The organism is Klebsiella sp. 7-CIP_Kleb. (assembly GCF_050378655.1).
Classification (GTDB): Bacteria; Pseudomonadota; Gammaproteobacteria; order Enterobacterales; family Enterobacteriaceae; genus Klebsiella; species Klebsiella quasipneumoniae.
The window spans coordinates 1-21,712 of record NZ_JBNRLJ010000015.1; the positions used below are offsets into that span (position 1 = coordinate 1).

Here is a 21,712-nt window from a genome sequence, read left to right on the forward strand (position 1 = left end):
TTTCCTCTTTCAGAGTCAACCCGTTTTTCAGGATTTTTCTCTTCAACCGAACCGGCTGTTTGTGTGAAGTGATTCACATCCGCCGTGTCGATGGAGGCGCATTATAGGGAGTTCTCGAGCGCCCGCAATAGAAAAATGGCAGAAAAATGACTGACTGCTGCATTCCCCAGCAAAACCCCGCTTTATACCTCGTTACACACAGAATTATCCACAGGAGAGCGTAAAAACATGACCGCTAGCCCCGTGGATCGCCAGCTATATAGAAGGAGATTCACCGGCCTGGAGAGAAAGATAAAAATTCGCGAGCGTTGCGCAAACGTTTTCGTTACAATGCCGCGCTATGACACGGATGCCCGGTTGGGTGCGTTAGGTGAGTTTTTAGGCAAAAACTCACCTAACGCTCTCTGTAATGTTCAAATCCTGGGGATTTAATACCATGCAACAACGTCGTCCAGTCCGCCGCGCTCTGCTCAGTGTTTCTGACAAGGCCGGTATCGTCGAATTCGCGCAGGCGCTTTCCGCTCGTGGTGTCGAGCTGCTGTCCACTGGCGGCACCGCTCGCCTGCTGGCAGATAAAGGCCTGCCGGTAACCGAAGTCTCTGACTACACCGGTTTCCCGGAAATGATGGATGGACGCGTGAAAACCCTGCATCCGAAAGTACACGGCGGCATCCTCGGCCGTCGCGGTCAGGATGACGGCATCATGCAGCAGCACGGGATCGCGCCTATCGATATGGTGGTCGTTAACCTCTATCCGTTTGCCCAGACCGTCGCTCGCGAAGGATGCTCGCTGGAAGACGCGGTGGAAAACATCGATATCGGCGGCCCGACCATGGTCCGCTCCGCGGCGAAGAACCACAAAGACGTCGCCATCGTGGTGAAGAGCAGCGACTACACCGCCATCATTAATGAGATGGACGCCAACGAAGGCTCCCTGACGCTGGACACCCGCTTCGACCTCGCCATTAAAGCCTTCGAACACACCGCCGCGTATGACAGCATGATCGCCAACTACTTCGGCAGCATGGTTCCGGCCTATCACGGCGAAAGCAAAGAAGCCGCTGGCCGCTTCCCACGCACCCTGAATCTGAACTTCATTAAGAAGCAGGATATGCGCTACGGCGAAAACAGCCACCAGCAGGCTGCCTTCTATATAGAAGAGAATGTCAAAGAAGCTTCCGTGGCAACCGCTACCCAGCTGCAGGGCAAAGCGCTCTCCTATAACAACATTGCCGATACCGATGCGGCGCTGGAGTGCGTGAAAGAGTTCAACGAACCGGCCTGCGTGATCGTTAAGCACGCTAACCCATGCGGCGTTGCCGTTAGCGACTCGATCCTCGACGCCTACGATCGCGCATACAAAACCGACCCGACCTCCGCGTTCGGCGGCATCATCGCCTTCAACCGCGAACTGGATGCCGACACCGCGCAGGCGATCATCTCTCGCCAGTTTGTCGAGGTGATCATCGCCCCGTCCGCCAGCGAAGAAGCGCTGAAAATCACTGCCGCGAAGCAGAACGTCCGCGTACTGACCTGCGGTCAGTGGGATGCGCGCGTTGCCGGTCTCGATTTCAAACGCGTTAACGGTGGTCTGCTGGTTCAGGACCGCGATCTCGGTATGGTCACCGCGGGTGAACTGCGCGTGGTCAGCAAACGTCAGCCGAGCGAGCAAGAGCTGCGCGATGCGCTGTTCTGCTGGAAAGTGGCGAAATTCGTCAAATCCAACGCCATCGTGTATGCCAAAGACAATATGACCATCGGCATAGGCGCCGGTCAGATGAGCCGCGTCTACTCGGCGAAAATCGCCGGAATTAAAGCCGGTGATGAAGGTCTGGAAGTGAAAGGCTCCGCCATGGCTTCTGACGCCTTCTTCCCATTCCGCGACGGGATTGACGCCGCGGCAGCGGTCGGCATCACCTGCGTTATTCAGCCGGGCGGCTCTATCCGCGACGACGAAGTGATTGCCGCCGCTGACGAACACGGCATCGCCATGATCTTCACCGACATGCGCCACTTCCGCCATTAATTCATGGAGCAGCAGATGAAAGTATTAGTAATCGGCAACGGCGGGCGCGAACACGCCCTGGCCTGGAAAGCGGCCCAATCGCCGCTGGTTGATACCGTCTACGTCGCGCCGGGCAACGCCGGTACCGCGCTGGAGCCGTCGCTGCAAAACGTCGCCATCGGCGTTACCGATATTCCGGCGCTGCTTCGCTTCGCCCAGGATGAAAATATCGACCTGACCATCGTTGGCCCGGAAGCGCCGTTGGTCATTGGCGTGGTTGACGCGTTTCGTGCCGCCGGGCTGGCCATCTTCGGGCCAACCGAAGGCGCTGCGCAGCTGGAAGGTTCGAAGGCCTTCACCAAAGATTTCCTTGCTCGTCATCATATCCCGACGGCGGAATATCAGAACTTCACCGACGTTGAGCCAGCGCTGGCTTATCTGCGCGAGAAAGGCGCGCCGATCGTCATCAAAGCCGACGGTCTGGCGGCGGGTAAAGGCGTTATCGTGGCGATGACCCTCGAGGAAGCCGAAGCGGCGGTCAAAGACATGCTGGCCGGTAACGCTTTCGGCGACGCCGGACACCGCATCGTCATTGAAGAGTTCCTCGATGGCGAAGAGGCCAGCTTTATTGTGATGGTCGACGGCGAGCACGTCCTGCCGATGGCCACCAGCCAGGATCACAAACGCGTCGGCAACGGCGATACCGGCCCGAATACCGGTGGGATGGGCGCTTATTCTCCGGCGCCGGTCGTGACTGATGAAGTCCATCAGCGCACCATGGAGCGGATTATCTGGCCAACCGTGAAGGGCATGGCCGCGGAAGGCAACACCTATACCGGTTTCCTGTATGCCGGTCTGATGATCGACAAGCAGGGCAACCCGAAGGTCATTGAGTTCAACTGCCGCTTTGGCGATCCGGAAACCCAGCCGATCATGCTGCGCATGAAATCCGACCTGGTAGAGCTGTGCCTCGCCGCCTGCGCGGGCAAGCTGGATGAGAAAACCTCCGAGTGGGATGACCGCGCGTCGCTGGGCGTGGTGGTTGCCGCCGGCGGCTATCCGGGCAACTACAACACGGGCGATGAGATCCATGGTCTGCCGCAGCAGGAAGCGGCAGACGGTAAAGTCTTCCACGCCGGCACGAAACTGTCTGACGACCAGCGCGTGGTCACCAACGGCGGTCGCGTACTGTGCGTCACCGCCCTGGGCGATACCGTAGCGCAGGCGCAGCAGCGCGCCTATCAGCTGCTGACCGACATTCGCTGGGACGGTAGCTTTAGCCGTAGCGATATCGGCTGGCGCGCCATCGAACGTGAAAAGGCTAACGGCTAAGTTTCGCCAGCAGCGTTTTCCGCGTAATGCCTAACTGACGGGCGGCTTCGGTTTTGTTGCCGCCCGTTTTTTCCAGCGCCGCCAGAATCACCTCTTTCTCCACTTCCACTAACGGCTGAATTCCCCCCTCCTCGCTCCCGCCTGATGGCAGCGGCGTACCGGCGATCGCCAGCGGCAGTTCTCGCTCAGAGATATAGTTTCCGGTCAGTAGCACCACCGCCCGCTCCACCGCGTTTTCCAGCTCGCGAATATTGCCCGGCCAGGGGTAGTGGATCAGCAGGTCCATCGCCTGTGGCGTGAACCCCTTTACCGCCTTACGATTGCGTTCGGCATAGCGTTTGAGAAAGTGCTGCGCCAGCTGCGGAATATCTTCCCGGCGCCGGCGCAGCGGCGGCATCTCAATAGTCACGACGTTCAGGCGGTAATAGAGATCCTGGCGAAAACGCCCGGCGCTGACCTCTTCGGCGAGGTTGCGGTGGGTGGCGGCGATCAGCCGCACATCAACGGCAAGCGTCTGGTTGCTGCCGACACGCTGCACCTCCCGCTCCTGAATCGCCCGCAGCAGACGCACCTGCATCAATGGCGAGATATCGCCAATTTCATCGAGGAACAGCGTGCCGCCATCCGCTTCGACAAAGCGCCCCTCACGTCGCCGCTCCGCGCCGGTAAACGCCCCTTTTTCATGGCCGAAGAGTTCCGACTCCAGCAGCGACTCATTCAGCGCCGCACAGTTGAGCGTCACCAGCGGCTTATCACCGCGCCCGCTGCAGGCGTGGATGGCGCGCGCCACCAGTTCCTTACCGGTTCCCGACTCCCCATGGATCAGCACCGTCGCGTCCGAAGGGGCTACCAGCGTAATTTCGTTAAGAAGCGCCTGCATCGCCGGGCTGTCGCCAATCATGCCCCACCGTAGATCCGTCGCAACGCTGGGGTCGCCCTCGCTATGACGGGTGTGTGCCAGTGCCTGGACTAACGTCTGCTGTAACGTGTCAAAATCCAGCGGTTTAATCAGATAATCCAGCGCCCCGGACTTAATGGCCTCCACCGCCGTATCGACGCTGGAGAACGCCGTCATGATCAGCACCGGGATCGCCGGGTTATAGGCTTTTATCTCTTTTAACGTTGCGATACCGTCCAGCTCCGCCATGCGAATATCGCACAGTACCAGGTCGAAAACCTGATGATGGATCTGCTCCAGCGCCTGCCGGCCGTTGTGGGCTAATGCCACCTGATAGCCCCAGCCGCGCAGCAGCGCCTGCAAGATCGTGCAGTGGCTGATGTCATCATCGACAACCAGAATCTGTACCTTATCGCTGCTCATCTTCCCTCCGTTGAGCATCCAGCGGTAGCCAAAGCGTAAATATCGCTCCAGCCCCCGGCTGACTTTCGGCGCGGATCGTCCCGCCATGTTGTTCGATAATATTCTGCACCACCGCCAGCCCCAGCCCGGTGCCGTCCGCCTTGGTGGTGAAATAAGGAGTGAAGATGGCCTGTAGCTCTTCATCGCTCATCCCCTTACCGCTATCCTTAACGACTATTTTCATACGTCGCCGATCGGCTTCACTTGCCGATACGTGAATGACGCCGTCGCGGCCAATCGCCTGCATCGCGTTCAGGTACAGGTTCAACAGCACCTGGTTCAGGCGGTCGGCATCGGCGTTGATCGTGGAGAGCTCCGGGCGCGGCGTAAATTGCAGCGCGATCCCGCGACTCTGTGCATCCTGGCTAACCAACTGCAATGAGTGGTGGATAAGCGCGTTAATATCCACCGGCTGGTAATTTAAATGCGCGGGCCGGACCAGCTCCAGCAGCTCACTGACCACCCGATTGAGGCGGTCGGCCTCTTTGGCCATCACCTGCGCTAACTGATGTGACTCACCGCCCGGCGGCGTGCGCTCGGCAAAATATTTTGCCAGCCCTTTAATCGACGAGAGCGGATTGCGGATCTCGTGCGCCACGCCTGCCGCCAGATGGCCAAGTGCCAGCAGTTTCTCTTTGCGGGCCATCGCCTCCAGCAGTTGTTTCCGTGAGCGGCGATAGCGGCGGAACCAGAACTGGGCAAGGATCGTTGCCGCTGTCACCAACGCGGCGGCGCCCAGCATGATGGCCATATTCCGCTGCCCCCTGGCCTGCGCGGCATCCAGCTCGCGGCTATCAAAGGCGATAAAAATCACCTGCGGGATACTGGCTTGAGCCAGGGCGCTGTTGCCGCGATTCATCATGCCCATATGGTGGCCGCGGGCCGGATTGAGCGGGCGAAACTGGCGATAGATCTCCATGGCCGGCTGCGGCTCGCTAAGCCGCCGCCAGCGAGCCTGTTCGCCAACCGCCAGCGCACGCATCTGCGCGGGGCTGTAGAGCGTTTGACCCACCTGCTGCGGATCGCTGTGGGCGATGATGGCGCCATTGTCATCAGTCACCGCGAACCACAGGACGCCCGGCTGCCAGGCCATCTCTTCCAGCAGGGCCTGCAGCTGCGCGTGGTGCATCCGCATTCCCATGCCAACGCGCGTGCCGGACTCCAGCGCGCGGATCAGTACGCTCCCCTTCTCCTCGATAGTTTGTCGGGCGGCGGTCGTCTCACGACCGTAGTCGCGGACGATCATCGCGGAGAACAGCACCACCAGCAGCACTACCGTACCGGTCAGCAGCCAGCTCAGCGCGCCAGCGGCAGCGTCCCGGGAAAAAGGTTTGATCTTCATCGGCGAGTCCTTGTCATCTCCTTTTCGCTATCAGCAGGATCTTTCAGCAGAAATCATGCCATGTTTCCGCGCGGCCAAACCTGCTCTCAAACATATCGCCTGCGCTTTAGCGAGTAAAAATGACTCGCCGGTCCCGGGCGGAACGGGTCATTTTTACTCGCTCTTCTCTTTAACGGCCTCGGCAGGCCTGCACGGACGGGCTTTTTCAGGCTGGCATGAAAGATGCAATACCGAGAGAAACCACACAGGAGAAAATGCCATGAAACGGAACCGTACCTTACCTCTCGCCCTCGTTACCTTAGCCGCGCTGACCTTCGGCAGCAACACGGCCTGGGCCAACCACCACTGGGGCAACAATAAAGGGATCGGCAACCAGGGCTACAGTCAGCTGACCCAGGAGCAGCAGGCTACCGCGCAAAAGCTGCATAACGATTACTATGAGCAAACCAGCGCCCTGCGCCAGCAGTTGCAGTCCAAACGCTATGAGTACAATGCGTTGCTCACGGCGCAAAAGCCGGACAGCGGCAAGATTGAAGCCGTCGCTCAGGAGATGGAAGGCTTACGCCAGAAGCTGGATCAGCAGCGGGTGAAATTAGATCTCGCCCTGGCTGAGGCTGGCGTTCCCCGCGGCGCAGGAATGGGATATGGCGGCTGTCGCGGTAGCGGCGGCGGTCATATGGGCATGAATCACTGGTAAAGGTTAGAAGCTTTTTTCCGTCGGCTGCCAGGTGCAGAAGTTTTCATTGGCCACCAGCAGCAGTTGAGAGCCTTCCGGCGCCTCCAGCCAGGCAATGCTCACCGCGGCGGAAGCGTGGCTCTGCCGACGTTCAATGTGCGCCAGAGCCCGACTATCGAGGTCGGGCGTGACCGTCTGCCCTTCACAGGTCAGCACGGTATGCGCGGCGGCGTTCCAGCGTCCCTGACGCAGGACGACCCGTCCCTGGCGGAGGGCGTCGCTGGTCTGGCGGATCTGCTCGGCGCGATAACGGTACAGCGCGACCTGGTCGCTGGAGAGTTGCTGCTTCTGCCCGTCAACTTCCCGCTGCATAAAGCTAAGATCGCCCTGCGCGTCGAAGCGGGCACGAATATGTTCCGGCGGCTTGCCGTAGACATTGAGTTCAATCAGCGTCAGCTGATCGCCCTGCCAGCGATATTCGCTGGTCGAGGTGTCCCCGTGACGCCACGGGCTGAAGGCGGCGAGAAGATGGACTTCATCGCCAGAATCTTTACGCCAGATACGCATCGCCCCCTGGTTGTCCGCATAACCGCTGGCGGTAAATGGTGGTAGCGACGCGTTATGGCTGCAGGCAGTCAGCAACAGGATGCCCGCCAGCGCCAGAGGCCGGCGCCAGACAGACAAAAGGGGCTTAATAGCCCCTTCGATAAAACTGTTCACTGCCACGCGGTCTTACTTAACTGCGTCTTTCAGTGCTTTGCCAGAAACAAATGCCGGCACGTTAGCTGCAGCGATTTTGATCTCTTTACCGGTCTGCGGGTTGCGGCCAGTACGCTCAGCGCGGTGGTTCACTTTGAAGGTACCGAAACCAACCAGTTGAACAGCATCACCTTCTTTCAGAGACTCAGTAATTGCAGCCAGGGTAGATTCCAGGGCAGCTTTAGCCTGTGCTTTGGACAGGTCAGCTTTGTCCGCAATTACATCAATCAGTTGAGTCTTGTTCATAAGTTATCCTTACAATGTGTTTATCGCTTGCTAAGCATCGAGTGCGACGGAAATGCCAAAAAAGCACCCTCCTGCATACACGCACCGATAGCCACTTTTTTTCGCCCTCCAAATGTAGACCAGACGGGGGGCGGAATGGAAGCCTTCAGACGCTACAATTCAGGCGGTAAATCACGTTTTCTGGTCTCACTGCTGAAAATTTATACCAATATTGCTCTCGCCGGCCTCACGCAGGTCCGCGCGCAGGCCTTTTATCAGCTCAAGGTCACGCTCTTCGCAGTCGGCCAGCAGGCGGAAAATTTCCCACTGAATGTCCCATTCCTGCTCTACCGCCGGGTTCGCTTTCAGCTCTTCGTCGGTCATTTCGCGACCTTCCTGGGTCATTTCCAGCATCGCCACGGTGGTGATGGAGGTTTTGCTCACCTCGATCGCGTGCTCGAGCGTTTCGCCGCTCAGACGTGAATGGATCAGTTCGCTCAACGCCACGCAGGCGTCTATGGCCGGATAAACACCGTACAGGTCGAAATCATCAGCCGCCGGGATCGCCTCTTCCAGTTTCTCCAGCTGACTATCGAAATTCACCTTCGCATCTTTGACCGTCAGCGTTTCCCAGATCAGATCCAGGATACGACGGTACAGCTGGCCGTCGCCAAACTCGGTTTGCTTGCAGAACATCGCGTAGTTGGGGTACATACGCTCGCACAGGCAGGCCATAAAAGTGACATGCTGCCAGCTTTCCAGCTTCTCCAGGCGCAGGTGAATCGGGTTTTGTAACATGATGAATTCTCGAAGTCAGAAATTAGGCGCAGTGTACCTGAATCAGCTGTGATTTGCTTGCCAACGCACAAACGACGGACGGCGGGAAGCCACCGCATCGGCCCAGCGCGTCGGTTCGGGCAGACGATAGCCTCGCATGCAGCGTTCGACCCACATTAAAGCGCTGTCCATGCCTACCCGGTGGCCGGTGCTAATAAACAGCGGGTTGCAGCGCACTTTGCTGCGCCAGACCCAAGCCAGTTGCTCATTTTTATCCATCAGCGGGGCCAGCGCACCGGGCTCATCACCCAGGTCGCCGATTTTGCCGCACAGCCGTTTTTTCGCCACCCCGATGGTCGGCACGTCGATCATCAGGCCAAAATGGCTGGCGACGCCGAGCCGCCGGGGATGGGAGATACCGTGGCCGTCAACAAACAACAGGTCCGGTTTTTGCGAAAGCTGCTCCCACGCCGCCAGCAGCGCAGGGGTTTCGCGAAACGAGAGAAAGCCGGGAATATAGGGCATGGAAGTGGCGACGCGCGCCACCTGATACTCCACCAGCTCCAGTTCAGGCCAGGTCAGCAGCACCATCGCAGCCCGGGTGATCTCCCCTTCCTGCTCAAACCCGACATCCGCGCCGCCGATCAACGTCGGTGGGTCACGATCCAGTCGATCCGCGCGCTCTACCGACGCGGCTAACTGTTGCTGCTGGATACGGAGTGCGGCTAAATCCATATGGCTGATCTCCTACTGGTGATAGGGTGCGGAAAGACGATGCACCGCTTCAACAAAGACGCCCGCATGCTCAGGGTCAACGTCCTGATGGATGCCGTGGCCGAGGTTAAAGACGTGGCCTTCTCCCTGACCAAAGCCGGCGAGGATGGTCGCGACTTCTTCTTCAATACGCGCGGGGGGCGCATAGAGCATGGACGGATCCATGTTGCCCTGCAGCGCGACTTTGTCGCCCACGCGACGACGGGCATCGGCAATATCGGTGGTCCAGTCGAGACCCAGCGCGTCACAGCCGGTCTCCGCCATCGCTTCCAGCCACTGACCGCCGCCTTTGGTGAACAGGGTCACCGGCACGCGGCGGCCTTCGTTTTCCCGCAGCAGGCCATCGACGATTTTATGCATATAGTAGAGGGAAAACTGCTGATAGTCGCGACCGGTCAGCACCCCGCCCCAGGTGTCAAAAATCATTACTGACTGCGCGCCGGCTTTGATCTGCGCGTTGAGGTACAGGGTGACGCTCTTCGCCAGTTTATCCAGCAGCGCGTGCAGCGCCTGCGGTTCGGCGTACATCATCTTTTTGATGACGGTGAAAGCCTTACTGCTGCCACCTTCCACCATGTAGGTCGCCAGCGTCCATGGGCTACCGGAAAAACCGATCAGCGGCACTTCGCCTTTCAGTTCACGGCGAATGGTGCGCACGGCATTCATCACGTAGCCCAGTTCCTGCTCGGGATCCGGGACTGGCAGCTTGTCGACGTCGGCTTTGCTTTTCACCGGCGAGGTGAAGCGCGGGCCTTCGCCTGCCTCAAAGTACAGCCCCAGCCCCATGGCGTCCGGGATGGTCAGGATGTCCGAAAAGAGGATCGCCGCGTCCAGCGGATAACGACGCAGCGGCTGGAGCGTCACTTCGCAGGCCAGCTCGGCATTTTTACACAGCGACATAAAGTCGCCCGCTTGCGCACGGGTGGCTTTGTACTCCGGTAAATAGCGGCCCGCCTGGCGCATCATCCACACCGGGGTGACATCAACCGGCTGACGCAGCAGCGCGCGCAGGTAACGATCGTTCTTCAGTTCGGTCATTTTTACATTCCTTTAGCGTTGATACGCCCAGTGTAACATGTCACTCGAACTCTGCCCGACACATCGCGACGGTATCTTCGATAAGCCGGCGCGCCACCGTACCTGGCGGCGGCAGAAGCGGCAGATCGTCATAGCGGTACCAGTCCGCGCTGAGTAACTCTTTTTTATCCACCACGATATCGCCCTCTGCGTAATCCGCCATAAAGGCAGTCATCAGCGACTGGGGGAAAGGCCAGGGTTGAGAAGTCACGTAGCGCAGATTTTTCACCTTGATACCGCTCTCCTCCATCACCTCACGGGCGACCGCCTGCTCAAGGGTTTCGCCAACCTCGACGAACCCGGCCAGCACGGTGTGTACCCCATTACGATGTCGGGTATGTTGCGCCAGCAGGATCGCATCGTCGCGACGGATAGCGACGATAATGCACGGGGCGATTTGCGGGTAGTAACGTTCACGGCAGTGGCTGCACAGCATCGCCCATTCACTTTTACTGGCATGCATCGGGTGGCCGCAGTAGCCGCAAAATTTATGCGATCGGTAAAATTCGGCAAGCTGGATCCCTCGCCCCGCCAGCTGGAATAGACCCGGATCCTGATCCAGCACCTGGCGTAACGATCCCATGTCATGGCGGCGATCCTGGCGCACCATCCAGACGGGCTCCCCCTGCCATTCGCCAATATGCAGCGCATGCTGGCCGACAAGATCGAAATTAACCGCTTCGCCATGTGGTAATTCTCCACCAGGCAACCATAATTTTTGTTCGTGACTGACAACCCACCAGCCGCGATCTAATTTTTCAATAATACGATCCATATCTATTGCACTACCTTTGCTTCACTGGCATGTTGTTAACATTATATTTACATTTTGGTGAGCAGATTTAAATCAAAACTAGCGGAGTCAATCATGCTAAACCAGCTGGAAAATCTGACGGAGCGCGTTGGCGGTAGTAATGAACTGGTCGATCGCTGGCTACAAGTGCGTAAGCATCTGCTCGTGGCTTACTACAATCTGGTTGGCCTGAAACCGGGCAAAGAGTCGTTTATGCGGCTAAACGAAAAGGCGCTGGATGACTTTTGCCAAAGTCTGGTGGATTACCTCTCGTCCGGTCATTTTAGTATTTATGAACGCATTATTGGCGAAATGGAAGGCGATACCCCACTTTTAGCCGCCACCCGGCTTTACCCGCAGCTGGAAGCCAATACCCAGCAGATGATGGACTACTACGATACCTGCCTCGAAAACGCCATTGATCATGATAACTACCTTGAATTTCAGCAGGCGTTGTCGGATATCGGCGAGTCGCTGGAAGCGCGTTTCGCCCTGGAAGATAAACTGATCGCCCTCGCCGTCGCCCATCACCTGAGCGATGAGGTGCGCGATAATATTGCCCCGACCGCTTGAGTTGTGCGCAATTAACGAGTAGTTTACCTCCATTCCCCCTCCCCGGAGGGGATGTCATCTTGTCGGAGTGCTTATTTTCCATGTGAAGGCTACATGGAAAAGGCTGAGACCGTTAATTCGGGATCCGCGGAACCTGATCAGGCTAATACCTGCGAAGGGAACAAGAGTAAACTGCTGTTCGCGTCAGTCCGTCAGGGCCGATCGCATCTGTTACTCCATCCGTCGTCTGACAAGCCATGTCCTTTATATCTGGAATGCGCTATGTCTACTACCAAACTGACCCGTCGTGAGCTACGCGAGCACGCGCAGCGATTTATCGATACGCTGGAAGGCGCTGCTTTTCCTAATTCGCGCCGTATCTACATTCAAGGTTCACAAGCGGATATCCGCGTCCCAATGCGCGAAATCCAGCTCAGCCCGACCCTCGTCGGCGGCGATAACGATAACCCCCATTACGAAGCCAACGAACCGATCCCGGTGTATGACACCTCCGGGCCTTATGGCGACCCGGATATTGGCATTGATGTCCGCCAGGGGCTGGCCAGGCTGCGCCAGCCGTGGATCGACGCACGTAATGACTGCGCCCCGCTCAGCGAACGCAGCTCGGCCTATACCAAAGCGCGGCTAGCCGATGACGGCCTCGATGAGCTGCGCTTCAATAGCCAGCTGACGCCAAAACGCGCCGTTGCCGGCAAATGTGTTACCCAACTGCACTACGCCCGCCAGGGGATCGTCACCCCGGCGATGGAGTTCATCGCCATACGCGAAAACATGGGCCGTGAACGTATTCGCAGCGAAGTTCTGCGCCAGCAGCATGCCGGAGAAGGCTTCGGCGCCCGCCTGCCGGAAAACATTACCCCCGAGTTCGTCCGCGATGAAGTGGCCGCCGGGCGCGCCATCATCCCGGCCAATATCAACCACCCGGAGTCTGAGCCGATGATTATCGGGCGCAACTTCCTGGTGAAAGTGAATGCTAATATCGGCAACTCAGCGGTGACCTCCTCCATCGAAGAAGAGGTCGAGAAACTGGTCTGGTCTACCCGCTGGGGCGCCGATACGGTGATGGATCTCTCTACCGGCCGCTATATCCACGAAACCCGCGAGTGGATCCTGCGTAACAGTCCGGTCCCCATCGGTACTGTGCCGATTTACCAGGCGCTGGAGAAGGTCAACGGCATCGCCGAGAACCTCACCTGGGAAGTCTTCCGCGATACCCTGCTGGAACAGGCCGAACAGGGAGTCGACTACTTCACCATTCACGCCGGCGTACTGCTGCGCTACGTCCCGATGACCGCTAAGCGTCTGACCGGCATCGTCTCGCGCGGCGGCTCGATCATGGCCAAATGGTGCCTGTCGCACCATCAGGAAAACTTCCTCTACCAGCACTTCCGCGAAATCTGCGAAATCTGCGCCGCCTATGACGTTTCGCTGTCGCTGGGCGATGGCCTGCGCCCCGGCTCCATTCAGGATGCCAACGACGAAGCACAGTTCTCCGAGCTGCGCACCCTCGGCGAGCTGACGAAAATCGCCTGGGAGTATGACGTGCAGGTGATGATCGAAGGTCCCGGCCACGTGCCGATGCAGATGATCCGCCGCAATATGACCGAAGAGCTGGAGCACTGCCACGAAGCGCCGTTCTACACCCTCGGGCCGCTCACCACCGACATTGCGCCGGGCTACGACCATTTCACCTCCGGCATCGGCGCGGCGATGATCGGCTGGTTCGGCTGCGCCATGCTGTGCTATGTCACGCCGAAAGAGCATCTCGGCTTGCCCAACAAAGAGGATGTGAAGCAGGGGTTGATTACCTACAAAATCGCCGCCCACGCCGCTGACCTGGCGAAAGGCCATCCAGGGGCGCAGATCCGCGATAACGCCATGTCGAAGGCGCGCTTCGAATTCCGCTGGGAAGACCAGTTTAACCTCGCGCTGGATCCGTTCACCGCTCGGGCCTATCACGATGAAACCCTGCCGCAGGAATCCGGCAAAGTTGCCCACTTCTGCTCCATGTGCGGTCCGAAATTCTGTTCAATGAAGATCACTCAGGAAGTCCGCGACTACGCCGCCAGGCAGGCCATCGACGCCGGCATGGCCGATATGTCGCATCACTTCCGCGCCCGCGGCGGCGAAATCTACCTGAAACAGGAGGAAGTCTGATGTATCAGCCTGATTTTCCACCCGTCCCGTTTCGTCTCGGGCTCTACCCGGTAGTGGACAGCGTGGCGTGGATTGAACGCCTGCTCGAAGCTGGAGTACGCACCCTTCAGTTACGCATCAAGGACCGACGCGACAGCGAGGTGGAGGATGACGTCATCGCCGCCATCGCCCTTGGCCGCCGCTATCACGCCCGGCTGTTCATTAACGATTACTGGCGACTGGCGATCAAGCACCAGGCCTACGGCGTACATCTCGGACAAGAAGATCTGGAAACCACCGATCTGAGCGCCATCCGCAAAGCCGGGCTACGTCTTGGCGTCTCCACCCATGACGATATGGAGATTGATATCGCCCTGGCGGCGCGTCCCTCTTACATCGCTCTGGGTCACGTCTTCCCGACGCAAACCAAACAGATGCCCTCCGCGCCGCAGGGACTCGAGCAGCTTGCCAGACATATCCAACGCCTGGCGGATTACCCCACCGTGGCGATCGGCGGAATTAGCCTTGAAAAGGCCCCGGCGGTGCTGGCGACCGGCGTCGGCAGCATCGCAGTGGTCAGCGCCATCACCCAGGCGGCGGACTGGCGGGCAGCGACCGACCAGCTGCTGGCGCTGGCAGGAGCGGGCGATGAATGATCACGACTTTATGCGCTATAGCCGCCAGCTGCTGCTGGAGGATATTGCCATCGAGGGTCAGCAGAAGCTGTTAGCCAGCCGGGTGCTGATTATCGGCCTTGGCGGGCTGGGCTCCCCGGCAGCGCTCTATCTGGCCGGGGCTGGCGTCGGGACGCTGACCCTGGCCGATGACGACGCCGTGCATCTCAGCAATCTGCAGCGGCAGATCCTGTTCACCAGCGCGGATATCGATCGGCCAAAAGCCGCGGCGGCAAAGACGCGGCTCAGCCAGCTAAATCCGCAGATCACACTGGTTGCGCTCCAGCAGCGCTTAAGCGGCGAGGCGCTGCGCGCCGAGGTGGCGAAAGCGGACGTGGTGCTGGACTGTACCGATAACATGGTCACCCGCCAGGCGATCAATGCCGCCTGCGTGGCCCTCGACATCCCGTTAGTGACCGCCAGCGCCGTCGGCTTCGGCGGTCAGCTGATGGTGCTCACCCCGCCCTGGACACAGGGCTGCTATCGCTGCCTGTGGCCGGATAGCGACGAACCGCAGCGCAACTGCCGCACCGCGGGGATCGTCGGCCCGGTGGTCGGCATGATGGGCACGCTGCAGGCGCTGGAGGCGATTAAGCTGCTCAGCGGCATGACGACGCCGCGCAACACACTGCGGCTGTTCGACGCCCGCACCAGCAGCTGGCGTAACCTGGCGCTACAGCGCTCCCGGGGCTGCCCGGTGTGCGGAGGGCGACATGCAGATCTGGTTTAACGACGAGCCGCTGGCGTGCGCCGACAATCTCAGCGTGAGCGCCCTGCTGACCCAGCTCGAACAGCTGCAGCCGGGCGTCGCGCTGGCGCTCAATCAACACATTCTGCCGCGCGATCGGTGGGAAGATCATCTCTTGCAGGAAGGCGATCGAGTCCTGCTTTTTCAGGTTATCGCTGGAGGCTGACATGTTACGTATTGCAGACAAAACATTTGAATCCCATCTTTTCACCGGTACCGGCAAATTCGCCGCCCCGGGGGTGATGGTTGAGGCGATTCGCGCCTCGGGCAGCCAGCTGGTCACCCTGGCAATGAAGCGCGTCGATTTACGTCAGCACAATGACGCCATCCTCGCCCCGCTGCTGGCGGCGGGGGTCAGCCTGCTGCCGAATACCTCGGGCGCCAAGACGGCGGAAGAGGCGGTGTTTGCCGCCCGCCTGGCACGGGAGGCTCTGGGCACCCACTGGCTGAAACTGGAGATCCACCCGGACGCCCGCTGGCTGCTGCCCGACCCGATTGAAACCCTGAAAGCGGCGGAGCTGCTGGTCCGCGAAGGGTTCGTGGTGCTGCCCTACTGCGGCGCCGACCCGGTGCTGTGTAAACGACTGGAAGAGGCTGGCTGCGCGGCGGTGATGCCCCTGGGCGCGCCGATCGGCTCAAATCAGGGGCTGGAAACCAAAGCCATGCTGGAGATTATTATCGAACAGGCGACGGTGCCGGTGGTCGTCGACGCCGGCATCGGCGTTCCGAGCCATGCGGCGCAGGCGCTGGAAATGGGCGCGGACGCGGTGCTGGTCAATACCGCTATTGCCGTCGCCGACGATCCCGTGGCCATGGCCCACGCCTTCCGTATGGCGGTCGAGGCCGGCTTGCTGGCCCGTCAGGCCGGACCGGGGGCGCGCAGCGCGCAGGCGCAGGCCACCAGCCCGCTCACCGGATTCCTGGAGGCGCTGGCATGAAAACCTTTAGCGATCGCTGGCGGCAGCTGGAGTGGGACGACATCCGCCTGCGCATCAACAGTAAAACCGCCGCCGATGTCGAACAGGCGCTGGCGGCCAAACAGCTGACCCGCGACGATATGATGGCACTGCTTTCGCCAGCGGCGGCCGGGTATCTTGAACCTCTGGCCCAGCGCGCGCAGCGGCTTACCCGCCAGCGCTTCGGCAATACCGTCAGCTTCTACGTGCCGCTGTATCTCTCCAACCTGTGCGCCAACGACTGCACCTACTGCGGCTTCTCGATGAGCAATCGCATTAAGCGCAAGACGCTGGATGCCGCCGAGATTGCCCGCGAGTGCGCCGCGATCCGCGACCTGGGTTTTGAGCATCTGCTGCTGGTAACCGGTGAGCATCAGGGCAAGGTGGGAATGGATTATTTCCGCCAGCACCTGCCGGCAATCCGCAGCCAGTTTGCCTCGCTGCAGATGGAGGTACAGCCGCTGGCGACCGACGAGTATGCCGAGCTGAAAACCCTGGGGCTCGACGGGGTGATGGTCTATCAGGAGACCTATCACGAAGGTATGTACGCCCAGCACCATCTGAAAGGGAAAAAACAGGATTTCTTCTGGCGGCTGGATACGCCGGATCGCCTGGGCGAGGCGGGGATCGATAAGATCGGCCTTGGCGCGCTGATCGGCCTTTCCGACAGCTGGCGAGTGGACTGCTTTATGGTCGCTGAGCACCTGTTGTGGCTGCAGCAACGCTACTGGCGCAGCCGCTATTCGGTCTCCTTCCCGCGTCTGCGTCCCTGCGCCGGCGGCATTGAACCAGCCTCGCTAATGGATGAGCGTCAGCTGGTGCAGACCATCTGCGCCTTCCGCCTGCTGGCGCCGGAGGTTGAGCTGTCGCTATCCACCCGCGAATCCCCCTGGTTCCGCGACCGGGTGATCCCGCTGGCGATCAATAACGTCAGCGCCTTCTCCAAAACCCAGCCCGGGGGTTACGCCGACGATCATCCGGAGCTTGAGCAGTTCGCGCCGCACGATGGCCGTCGACCTGAAGAAGTCGCCAGCGCGCTGACTGCCCGCGGCCTGCAGCCGGTATGGAAAGACTGGGACAGCTGGCTGGGACGCGCCTCGCAAACTTCATGATGAACAGTGTAAGCGCCTGATATTTTTGCGCGCCTGCACGAGAGATGAAAAACGGGAACTGGCCCGCCAGGCGCCCTTTTTCTATTCTGCCCGGGTCAGCAGCGGACGCTGACCAGGGCGAACCTTTTCTTCCTCATTTTCGCCCTGCCTCTCCGCGCTGAACGAGGGCCTGTGCATTATCGCCGAATATAAATCACGATACATGAAGGCCTCAGAGTTATAATTGAGCAATAGTTAACTGATTCGATCGGCAGGCGCCGCAGTCACAACCTGCGTTCGGACCCATGGTTTATACATCCGGGACGATTAACGATTCATGGCCCTACACAACAGAAAGCTCTCTTTCACGACGCCGATCGTCGTGGGGTTTGCCGGCATCTTGCTCAGTTTTATGCTGATCGCTATTTTTGTCACCCTGGCGCAGCGGAAAGATTTTCTTGAAGATTATCACGACATTAACCGCAACTTTACCCACAACCTGGCGATCAACTATACGGAAACCCTGCTGCGGGAAAATGATTTTATCCTTGGGCGCGCGGTCGCCTTCTTTGCCCGCAATGACGAACTGAATCGCGCAGTCAATGTGGAGCCGGAGAAAGGATTAACGACGCTGATGCAGTTACAGAACATGATGCCGAGCGTCTCATCCATCTCACTGGCGGATACCGAGGGCCACTACCTGCGCGCCCCGGAGGTGCTGGAAAATGAAGACAGCCGGGCTTTCGATCCCAGAACGCGGCCCTGGTTTATCAAACAGGCGGAAGCCAGCACCTTCAGCCACTACACCAGCCCATATATGGATTTTTTTACCCACCATCCGACGATTACCATTTTCAAACCCATCATCACCCCGGAAGGGAAACTCAAGGGCAGCCTGGCCTTTCATCTTGATCTCACCTCCATGGGGTTCGCGCTGCGTCAGATGGTGGCCCCCGTACAGGGCGAGTTTTTTGTGGTGCAGCGTGATGGTAAAGTGGTCCTGCACTCCGACCCTGGTGCGCTGTTTAAACCCTTCGTCAGTAATGAGCTGATGGATAAAATGACCAGCGGCGAGGGGCAGCTTTACGATCCCGGAAGCGACACCTGGTATTACTATTACTCCTTTACCAATCCCGACTGGTTTGTGATTTTCCGTGTTGATAACACCACCCTGGTCAATCTGACGCGCCATGAAACCAATTTAGTGATCGGCGGTTTTGCCCTCGCGGCGATCATCATCATCCTGTTCGGCCTTTATCTGCGTCATGCCTCCCGCACCGTGCTGATGAATATCATCAATGCGATTAAAACCGGCGACGTCAAACGCGCCCCCCGCCTCGAGGCGATGCTGAGTAAAGCCATTGAAACTAATAAGCAGCGCGAGCTGACCTACGTCCGCCAGGCGACCATCGATGCGCTCACCGGCTGCAAGAACCGCCGCGCCTTCGATAGTGATATTGCCGCGCTGATGAACGATCATCAGCCGTTCGCCCTCGCGCTGGTCGATATCGATAACTTCAAATCGATCAACGACACCTGGGGTCACCTCAACGGCGATATCGTTCTGCGAAACGTCGCCCGCGAAGGACTGCAGGTCCTCCAGCCGCTGGAGATATCCCTCTATCGCTATGGTGGCGAAGAGTTCGCGGTGGTCTTTCCTGCCGAACATATTGATAACGCCCGCACGCTGCTGGAAACATGGCGGGTAAACGTCGAACGGCGCACCTGGCGCGAAGATGGCCTGACGGTCACCTTCAGCGCCGGGCTGGGGGAATGGAACATGGAGCCGCTGGATAAGCTGGTGGTGAGCGTCGATGAAGCGCTGTACAAAGCCAAACAGCAGGGTAAAAACCGCATCCTGCGCGCCTAGGGCTTCAGCGCCGCAACCGCCCACTTCGGTGGGCTTTTTTATTTTTTCCGACAAAAATGAAACCGGTTTCAATTTTTGTGTGATGACTTACACACAATCACGGTAAAGCGGTTGTCGCATCGCCAGGGCCGCGCTAAAGATAGGACATCACGGAACACAAGGGCCACTGACTATGAAGAATATCGTTTTGTGCTGTGCCGCCGGTATGTCTACCAGCATGCTGGTTCAGCGTATGCAAGATGCCGCGCAGAAGAAAGGTGTTGAAGTCTCCATCAAGGCCGTACCGGTCGCCGAGTTTAAAGATAATCTGGCCGCCGCCGACATTATTCTGCTCGGCCCGCAGGTGAAATATGAGCAGGCGAAGCTTCAGGCGCTGGCCGACCCGTTCGGCAAAAAGGTCGCGGTGATCGATATGATGGACTACGGCATGATGAAAGGCGATGCCGTTCTGGATAAAGCCCTTAAGATGCTGGAGTAATCGATGGAAGATTTAGAAACGATCATCATGGAGCTGCTGGTTAACGCGGGTTCTGCGCGCAGCGCGGCGCTCACGGCGCTACAGCTGGCGCGGAAAGGCGATTTTGCCGCAGCGGAGCAGGCCATGGCCGAGTCCCATGAGTTCGTCAAACATGCGCATAAAATTCAGACCCAGCTTATCGGCCTGGATGAAGGCAGCGGTAAGTTACCGGTCAACCTGATCACCGTGCATTCTCAGGACCATCTGATGAACGCCATGGTCATTCAGGATCTGGCGACCGATATGATTGAACTATACCGTCGCCTGCCCCTCGCGCAATAATCTCTCGAATTAAACGGGCGTCGCTGCCGGCGCCCGTCCCCGCTTACAGAAAGCCGTACATCGCCGCGAATACCCAGCCAAACACGCAGGAGACGCCAACGCCGATGAGCCCGGGCAGGATAAAGCTGTGGTTAATCACAAAGCGGCCAATATGGGTGGTCCCTGAGCGGTCAAACTGGATCGCCGCCAGATCGCTTGGGTAGGTCGGCAGTATATAGTAGCCATAGCAGGCCGGCGCAGAAGCCACGATATAGGCCGGATCAACGCCGATGGCCAGGGCCACCGGAACAATCGCCGCCAGCGCTGCCGCCTGCGAGTTCACAAACTTCGAAACCAGCAGCAGAACGATGGCATAGGCCCATGGATACTCTTTGACCATCTCCCCGAGCACGCCTTTAATCTCGGTCATGTGCGCGCCAAACATGGTCTCCGCCATCCAGGCGATGCCGTACACCGCGACGATAGCGATCATTCCCGAACGAAAGACCTCATTTTTGGAAATCGATGCCGGGTTGGTTTTAGTAATGATGATAATCAGCGCCCCGGAAAGCAGCATAAACATCTGGATCACCAGCACCATCGACAGCGGTTTACCGTCAAAGGCCGGACGCAGTTCAGAGAAGGCGCCAAGCAGCGCCACCACAGCGATGGAGGCCAGAAAAATCCACATCGCTATCCAGTTGCTGGTGGGCAGCTTTTTATCCAGCAGCGTCGCCGTATCGCCATAGACGTAATGGCGGTTCTCCGGTACCGCAATAAACGCCTGGAAGGCTTCGTCTTTATCCAGATCTTTGCCGCGGAACCAGCTGAAGATGCCAATCGCTAAAATGCCCAGCAGCGTGGACGGAATGGTTATCGCCAGCAGATCGAGAAACTCCAGATGTTTACCGTTAAAGGTAAAATTCCCCAGCATCGCCACCAGCGAAACCACCGCCACTGAGACCGGGCTGGCGATGATCCCCATCTGGGCGCCAATGGAGCTGGCGGCCATCGGACGCTCCGGGCGAATGTTATTCTTAATCGCCACATCGTAGATAATCGGCAGGATGGTATACACCACGTGACCGGTACCGCAGAGGATGGTCAGCGTGCAGGTGACGAAAGGCGCCACAATAGAGACATATTTTGGGTTACGCCGCAGCAGCTTCTCAGCAATCTGCAGCATGACATCCAGACCGCCGGATGCCTGCAGCGTCGCCGAGGCCGCCACCACCGCAATGATCACCAGCATCACATCAACCGGCGGTTTGCCCGGCTGGAGATGAAAAACAAAAACGAGGATCACCAAACCGATGCCGCCCAGCAGCCCCAGCGCAATACCGCCTTTTCGGGCACCGTAAAACAGACAAATTAAGATAATAATGAGTTGTATCGCGAATTCCATGCAGCCCCCAGAGCCTGTCCGCTCAGACCTAAAGTAATGATCCATACCTGTCTGCCGGGGTTATTTCTGCGCCTTGTTGGGGGAAGCATGAGATGCAGCGTTCCCTCTCCAGAGCCGTCGCGCCGAAGATAAAGCAGCAGCAGTAATCCCATGATTCATCAGGTATTTTGAATATATCCTCTTTGAATTGATTATTTTTTGATATGAGTAGAAGTTTTACCCATATATAAAGAAAGGTTTTTGAGATGATAGATTAATGGATATTTTGTATGAATTAATTGCTAAAAAATTGCAGCCTGGATATGGCGTAAATGTAATTAAAGACGGGTGCTGCGGAGAACAGGCAATAAAAAAGCCGGTC

Annotated in this window: 22 protein-coding genes and 1 riboswitch; of the genes, 13 read left to right on the forward strand and 9 right to left on the reverse strand. The window is 58.5% G+C overall.

Annotated elements, in window-relative coordinates; all coding sequences use genetic code 11:
* Positions 1-436 precede the first annotated feature (436 nt).
* Both purH and purD read left to right on the forward strand, forming a co-directional pair.
* Positions 437-2,026 carry a bifunctional phosphoribosylaminoimidazolecarboxamide formyltransferase/IMP cyclohydrolase gene (gene purH, locus ACQUTI_RS25035; RefSeq protein ID WP_004206735.1) on the forward strand — a complete coding sequence of 530 codons (1,590 nt, stop codon included), beginning with the start codon at positions 437-439 and terminating at the stop codon, positions 2,024-2,026.
* A 15-nt stretch (positions 2,027-2,041) separates the two neighbouring features.
* Positions 2,042-3,337, forward strand: coding sequence for a phosphoribosylamine--glycine ligase (purD, locus tag ACQUTI_RS25040; protein ID WP_004206736.1), 1,296 nt, complete (start codon positions 2,042-2,044; stop codon positions 3,335-3,337).
* On the opposite strand, the gene zraR is transcribed toward purD, so the two are convergent.
* Together zraR and zraS are read right to left on the reverse strand one after the other, a co-directional pair.
* Positions 3,327-4,658, reverse strand: a complete 1,332-nt coding sequence (zraR, locus tag ACQUTI_RS25045) for a sigma-54-dependent response regulator transcription factor ZraR (protein ID WP_053810880.1) — start codon at positions 4,656-4,658, stop codon at positions 3,327-3,329. The genes purD and zraR overlap by 11 nt on opposite strands.
* Positions 4,645-6,039: a two-component system sensor histidine kinase ZraS gene (zraS, locus tag ACQUTI_RS25050; protein WP_017901121.1), complete on the reverse strand. Its 1,395-nt coding sequence runs from the start codon at positions 6,037-6,039 to the stop codon at positions 4,645-4,647. Before zraS ends, zraR begins: the two co-directional genes overlap by 14 nt.
* Before the next feature lie 259 nt (positions 6,040-6,298).
* Here zraS and zraP point away from each other — a divergent pair, with 259 nt between their 5' ends.
* Positions 6,299-6,736, forward strand: coding sequence for a zinc resistance sensor/chaperone ZraP (gene zraP, locus ACQUTI_RS25055; RefSeq protein WP_122543605.1), 438 nt, complete (start codon positions 6,299-6,301; stop codon positions 6,734-6,736).
* A gap of 3 nt (positions 6,737-6,739) precedes the next feature.
* Here the strand turns inward: zraP and ACQUTI_RS25060 are convergent, their stop codons facing one another.
* The 6 genes from ACQUTI_RS25060 to nudC all read right to left on the reverse strand — a co-directional run bounded on the left by ACQUTI_RS25060 (position 6,740) and on the right by nudC (position 11,102).
* Positions 6,740-7,435, reverse strand: a complete 696-nt coding sequence (locus tag ACQUTI_RS25060) for a DUF1481 domain-containing protein (protein ID WP_023319466.1) — start codon at positions 7,433-7,435, stop codon at positions 6,740-6,742.
* 12 nt (positions 7,436-7,447) lie between these two features.
* A complete protein-coding gene (hupA, locus tag ACQUTI_RS25065) occupies positions 7,448-7,720 on the reverse strand; it encodes a nucleoid-associated protein HU-alpha (protein WP_002884342.1) in 273 nt (90 codons plus the stop codon).
* 186 nt (positions 7,721-7,906) lie between these two features.
* Positions 7,907-8,497, reverse strand: a complete 591-nt coding sequence (locus tag ACQUTI_RS25070; protein ID WP_004206742.1) for a YjaG family protein — start codon at positions 8,495-8,497, stop codon at positions 7,907-7,909.
* A gap of 42 nt (positions 8,498-8,539) precedes the next feature.
* On the reverse strand, positions 8,540-9,211 hold the full coding sequence (gene nfi, locus ACQUTI_RS25075; RefSeq protein ID WP_004206743.1) for a deoxyribonuclease V: 672 nt from the start codon (positions 9,209-9,211) through the stop codon (positions 8,540-8,542).
* A gap of 12 nt (positions 9,212-9,223) precedes the next feature.
* Positions 9,224-10,288 carry a uroporphyrinogen decarboxylase gene (hemE, locus tag ACQUTI_RS25080; RefSeq protein ID WP_004206744.1) on the reverse strand — a complete coding sequence of 355 codons (1,065 nt, stop codon included), beginning with the start codon at positions 10,286-10,288 and terminating at the stop codon, positions 9,224-9,226.
* A gap of 40 nt (positions 10,289-10,328) precedes the next feature.
* Entirely contained in the window at positions 10,329-11,102 is a 774-nt protein-coding gene (gene nudC / locus ACQUTI_RS25085) for an NAD(+) diphosphatase (protein ID WP_004206745.1), read from the reverse strand.
* A 93-nt stretch (positions 11,103-11,195) separates the two neighbouring features.
* Between nudC and ACQUTI_RS25090 the strand changes: the two genes are divergently transcribed.
* From ACQUTI_RS25090 to ACQUTI_RS25135, 10 genes are all read left to right on the forward strand, one after another.
* Positions 11,196-11,693 (forward strand): Rsd/AlgQ family anti-sigma factor, encoded by a 498-nt coding sequence (locus ACQUTI_RS25090; RefSeq protein ID WP_004206746.1) that lies wholly within the window; start codon positions 11,196-11,198, stop codon positions 11,691-11,693.
* 53 nt (positions 11,694-11,746) lie between these two features.
* Positions 11,747-11,870: riboswitch (TPP riboswitch) on the forward strand.
* An 84-nt stretch (positions 11,871-11,954) separates the two neighbouring features.
* A complete protein-coding gene (gene thiC, locus ACQUTI_RS25095; protein ID WP_254465720.1) occupies positions 11,955-13,850 on the forward strand; it encodes a phosphomethylpyrimidine synthase ThiC in 1,896 nt (631 codons plus the stop codon).
* Entirely contained in the window at positions 13,850-14,485 is a 636-nt protein-coding gene (gene thiE / locus ACQUTI_RS25100; protein ID WP_017901116.1) for a thiamine phosphate synthase, read from the forward strand. The genes thiC and thiE overlap by 1 nt, the downstream gene beginning before the upstream one ends.
* Positions 14,478-15,233, forward strand: coding sequence for a thiazole biosynthesis adenylyltransferase ThiF (gene thiF / locus ACQUTI_RS25105; RefSeq protein ID WP_004206749.1), 756 nt, complete (start codon positions 14,478-14,480; stop codon positions 15,231-15,233). Before thiE ends, thiF begins: the two co-directional genes overlap by 8 nt.
* Positions 15,217-15,417, forward strand: coding sequence for a sulfur carrier protein ThiS (gene thiS, locus ACQUTI_RS25110; protein WP_004206750.1), 201 nt, complete (start codon positions 15,217-15,219; stop codon positions 15,415-15,417). Before thiF ends, thiS begins: the two co-directional genes overlap by 17 nt.
* A 1-nt stretch (position 15,418) precedes the next feature.
* Positions 15,419-16,189, forward strand: a complete 771-nt coding sequence (thiG, locus tag ACQUTI_RS25115) for a thiazole synthase (RefSeq protein ID WP_032456545.1) — start codon at positions 15,419-15,421, stop codon at positions 16,187-16,189.
* Positions 16,186-17,319: a 2-iminoacetate synthase ThiH gene (thiH, locus tag ACQUTI_RS25120; RefSeq protein ID WP_065878603.1), complete on the forward strand. Its 1,134-nt coding sequence runs from the start codon at positions 16,186-16,188 to the stop codon at positions 17,317-17,319. The genes thiG and thiH overlap by 4 nt, the downstream gene beginning before the upstream one ends.
* Before the next feature lie 316 nt (positions 17,320-17,635).
* The gene (locus tag ACQUTI_RS25125; protein WP_004206753.1) at positions 17,636-19,168 is read left to right on the forward strand and encodes a sensor domain-containing diguanylate cyclase; all 1,533 of its coding nucleotides are present in this window, start codon (positions 17,636-17,638) and stop codon (positions 19,166-19,168) included.
* Positions 19,169-19,340: 172 nt separating this feature from the next.
* Positions 19,341-19,646: a PTS sugar transporter subunit IIB gene (locus ACQUTI_RS25130; protein ID WP_002884150.1), complete on the forward strand. Its 306-nt coding sequence runs from the start codon at positions 19,341-19,343 to the stop codon at positions 19,644-19,646.
* A 3-nt stretch (positions 19,647-19,649) separates the two neighbouring features.
* Positions 19,650-19,967 (forward strand): PTS lactose/cellobiose transporter subunit IIA, encoded by a 318-nt coding sequence (locus tag ACQUTI_RS25135; RefSeq protein ID WP_004206755.1) that lies wholly within the window; start codon positions 19,650-19,652, stop codon positions 19,965-19,967.
* Positions 19,968-20,010: 43 nt separating this feature from the next.
* Here the strand turns inward: ACQUTI_RS25135 and dcuB are convergent, their stop codons facing one another.
* Positions 20,011-21,351, reverse strand: coding sequence for an anaerobic C4-dicarboxylate transporter DcuB (gene dcuB, locus ACQUTI_RS25140; protein ID WP_008808003.1), 1,341 nt, complete (start codon positions 21,349-21,351; stop codon positions 20,011-20,013).
* Positions 21,352-21,712: the final 361 nt, after the last annotated feature.

What these genes read in the sequence shown, in the direction of transcription:
- ACQUTI_RS25130 (WP_002884150.1), top strand. Translation starts at nt 19,341, where the DNA reads ATGAAGAATATCGTTTTGTGCTGTGCCGCCGGTATGTCTACCAGCATG.
- nudC (WP_004206745.1), bottom strand. Translation starts at nt 11,102, where the DNA reads ATGGATCGTATTATTGAAAAATTAGATCGCGGCTGGTGGGTTGTCAGT.
- thiC (WP_254465720.1), top strand. Translation starts at nt 11,955, where the DNA reads ATGTCTACTACCAAACTGACCCGTCGTGAGCTACGCGAGCACGCGCAG.
- thiS (WP_004206750.1), top strand. Translation starts at nt 15,217, where the DNA reads ATGCAGATCTGGTTTAACGACGAGCCGCTGGCGTGCGCCGACAATCTC.
- thiE (WP_017901116.1), top strand. Translation starts at nt 13,850, where the DNA reads ATGTATCAGCCTGATTTTCCACCCGTCCCGTTTCGTCTCGGGCTCTAC.
- zraP (WP_122543605.1), top strand. Translation starts at nt 6,299, where the DNA reads ATGAAACGGAACCGTACCTTACCTCTCGCCCTCGTTACCTTAGCCGCG.
- zraR (WP_053810880.1), bottom strand. Translation starts at nt 4,658, where the DNA reads ATGAGCAGCGATAAGGTACAGATTCTGGTTGTCGATGATGACATCAGC.
- ACQUTI_RS25135 (WP_004206755.1), top strand. Translation starts at nt 19,650, where the DNA reads ATGGAAGATTTAGAAACGATCATCATGGAGCTGCTGGTTAACGCGGGT.
- dcuB (WP_008808003.1), bottom strand. Translation starts at nt 21,351, where the DNA reads ATGGAATTCGCGATACAACTCATTATTATCTTAATTTGTCTGTTTTAC.
- thiH (WP_065878603.1), top strand. Translation starts at nt 16,186, where the DNA reads ATGAAAACCTTTAGCGATCGCTGGCGGCAGCTGGAGTGGGACGACATC.
- hemE (WP_004206744.1), bottom strand. Translation starts at nt 10,288, where the DNA reads ATGACCGAACTGAAGAACGATCGTTACCTGCGCGCGCTGCTGCGTCAG.
- ACQUTI_RS25070 (WP_004206742.1), bottom strand. Translation starts at nt 8,497, where the DNA reads ATGTTACAAAACCCGATTCACCTGCGCCTGGAGAAGCTGGAAAGCTGG.
- purD (WP_004206736.1), top strand. Translation starts at nt 2,042, where the DNA reads ATGAAAGTATTAGTAATCGGCAACGGCGGGCGCGAACACGCCCTGGCC.
- thiG (WP_032456545.1), top strand. Translation starts at nt 15,419, where the DNA reads ATGTTACGTATTGCAGACAAAACATTTGAATCCCATCTTTTCACCGGT.
- thiF (WP_004206749.1), top strand. Translation starts at nt 14,478, where the DNA reads ATGAATGATCACGACTTTATGCGCTATAGCCGCCAGCTGCTGCTGGAG.
- nfi (WP_004206743.1), bottom strand. Translation starts at nt 9,211, where the DNA reads ATGGATTTAGCCGCACTCCGTATCCAGCAGCAACAGTTAGCCGCGTCG.
- hupA (WP_002884342.1), bottom strand. Translation starts at nt 7,720, where the DNA reads ATGAACAAGACTCAACTGATTGATGTAATTGCGGACAAAGCTGACCTG.
- ACQUTI_RS25125 (WP_004206753.1), top strand. Translation starts at nt 17,636, where the DNA reads ATGGCCCTACACAACAGAAAGCTCTCTTTCACGACGCCGATCGTCGTG.
- purH (WP_004206735.1), top strand. Translation starts at nt 437, where the DNA reads ATGCAACAACGTCGTCCAGTCCGCCGCGCTCTGCTCAGTGTTTCTGAC.
- ACQUTI_RS25090 (WP_004206746.1), top strand. Translation starts at nt 11,196, where the DNA reads ATGCTAAACCAGCTGGAAAATCTGACGGAGCGCGTTGGCGGTAGTAAT.
- zraS (WP_017901121.1), bottom strand. Translation starts at nt 6,039, where the DNA reads ATGAAGATCAAACCTTTTTCCCGGGACGCTGCCGCTGGCGCGCTGAGC.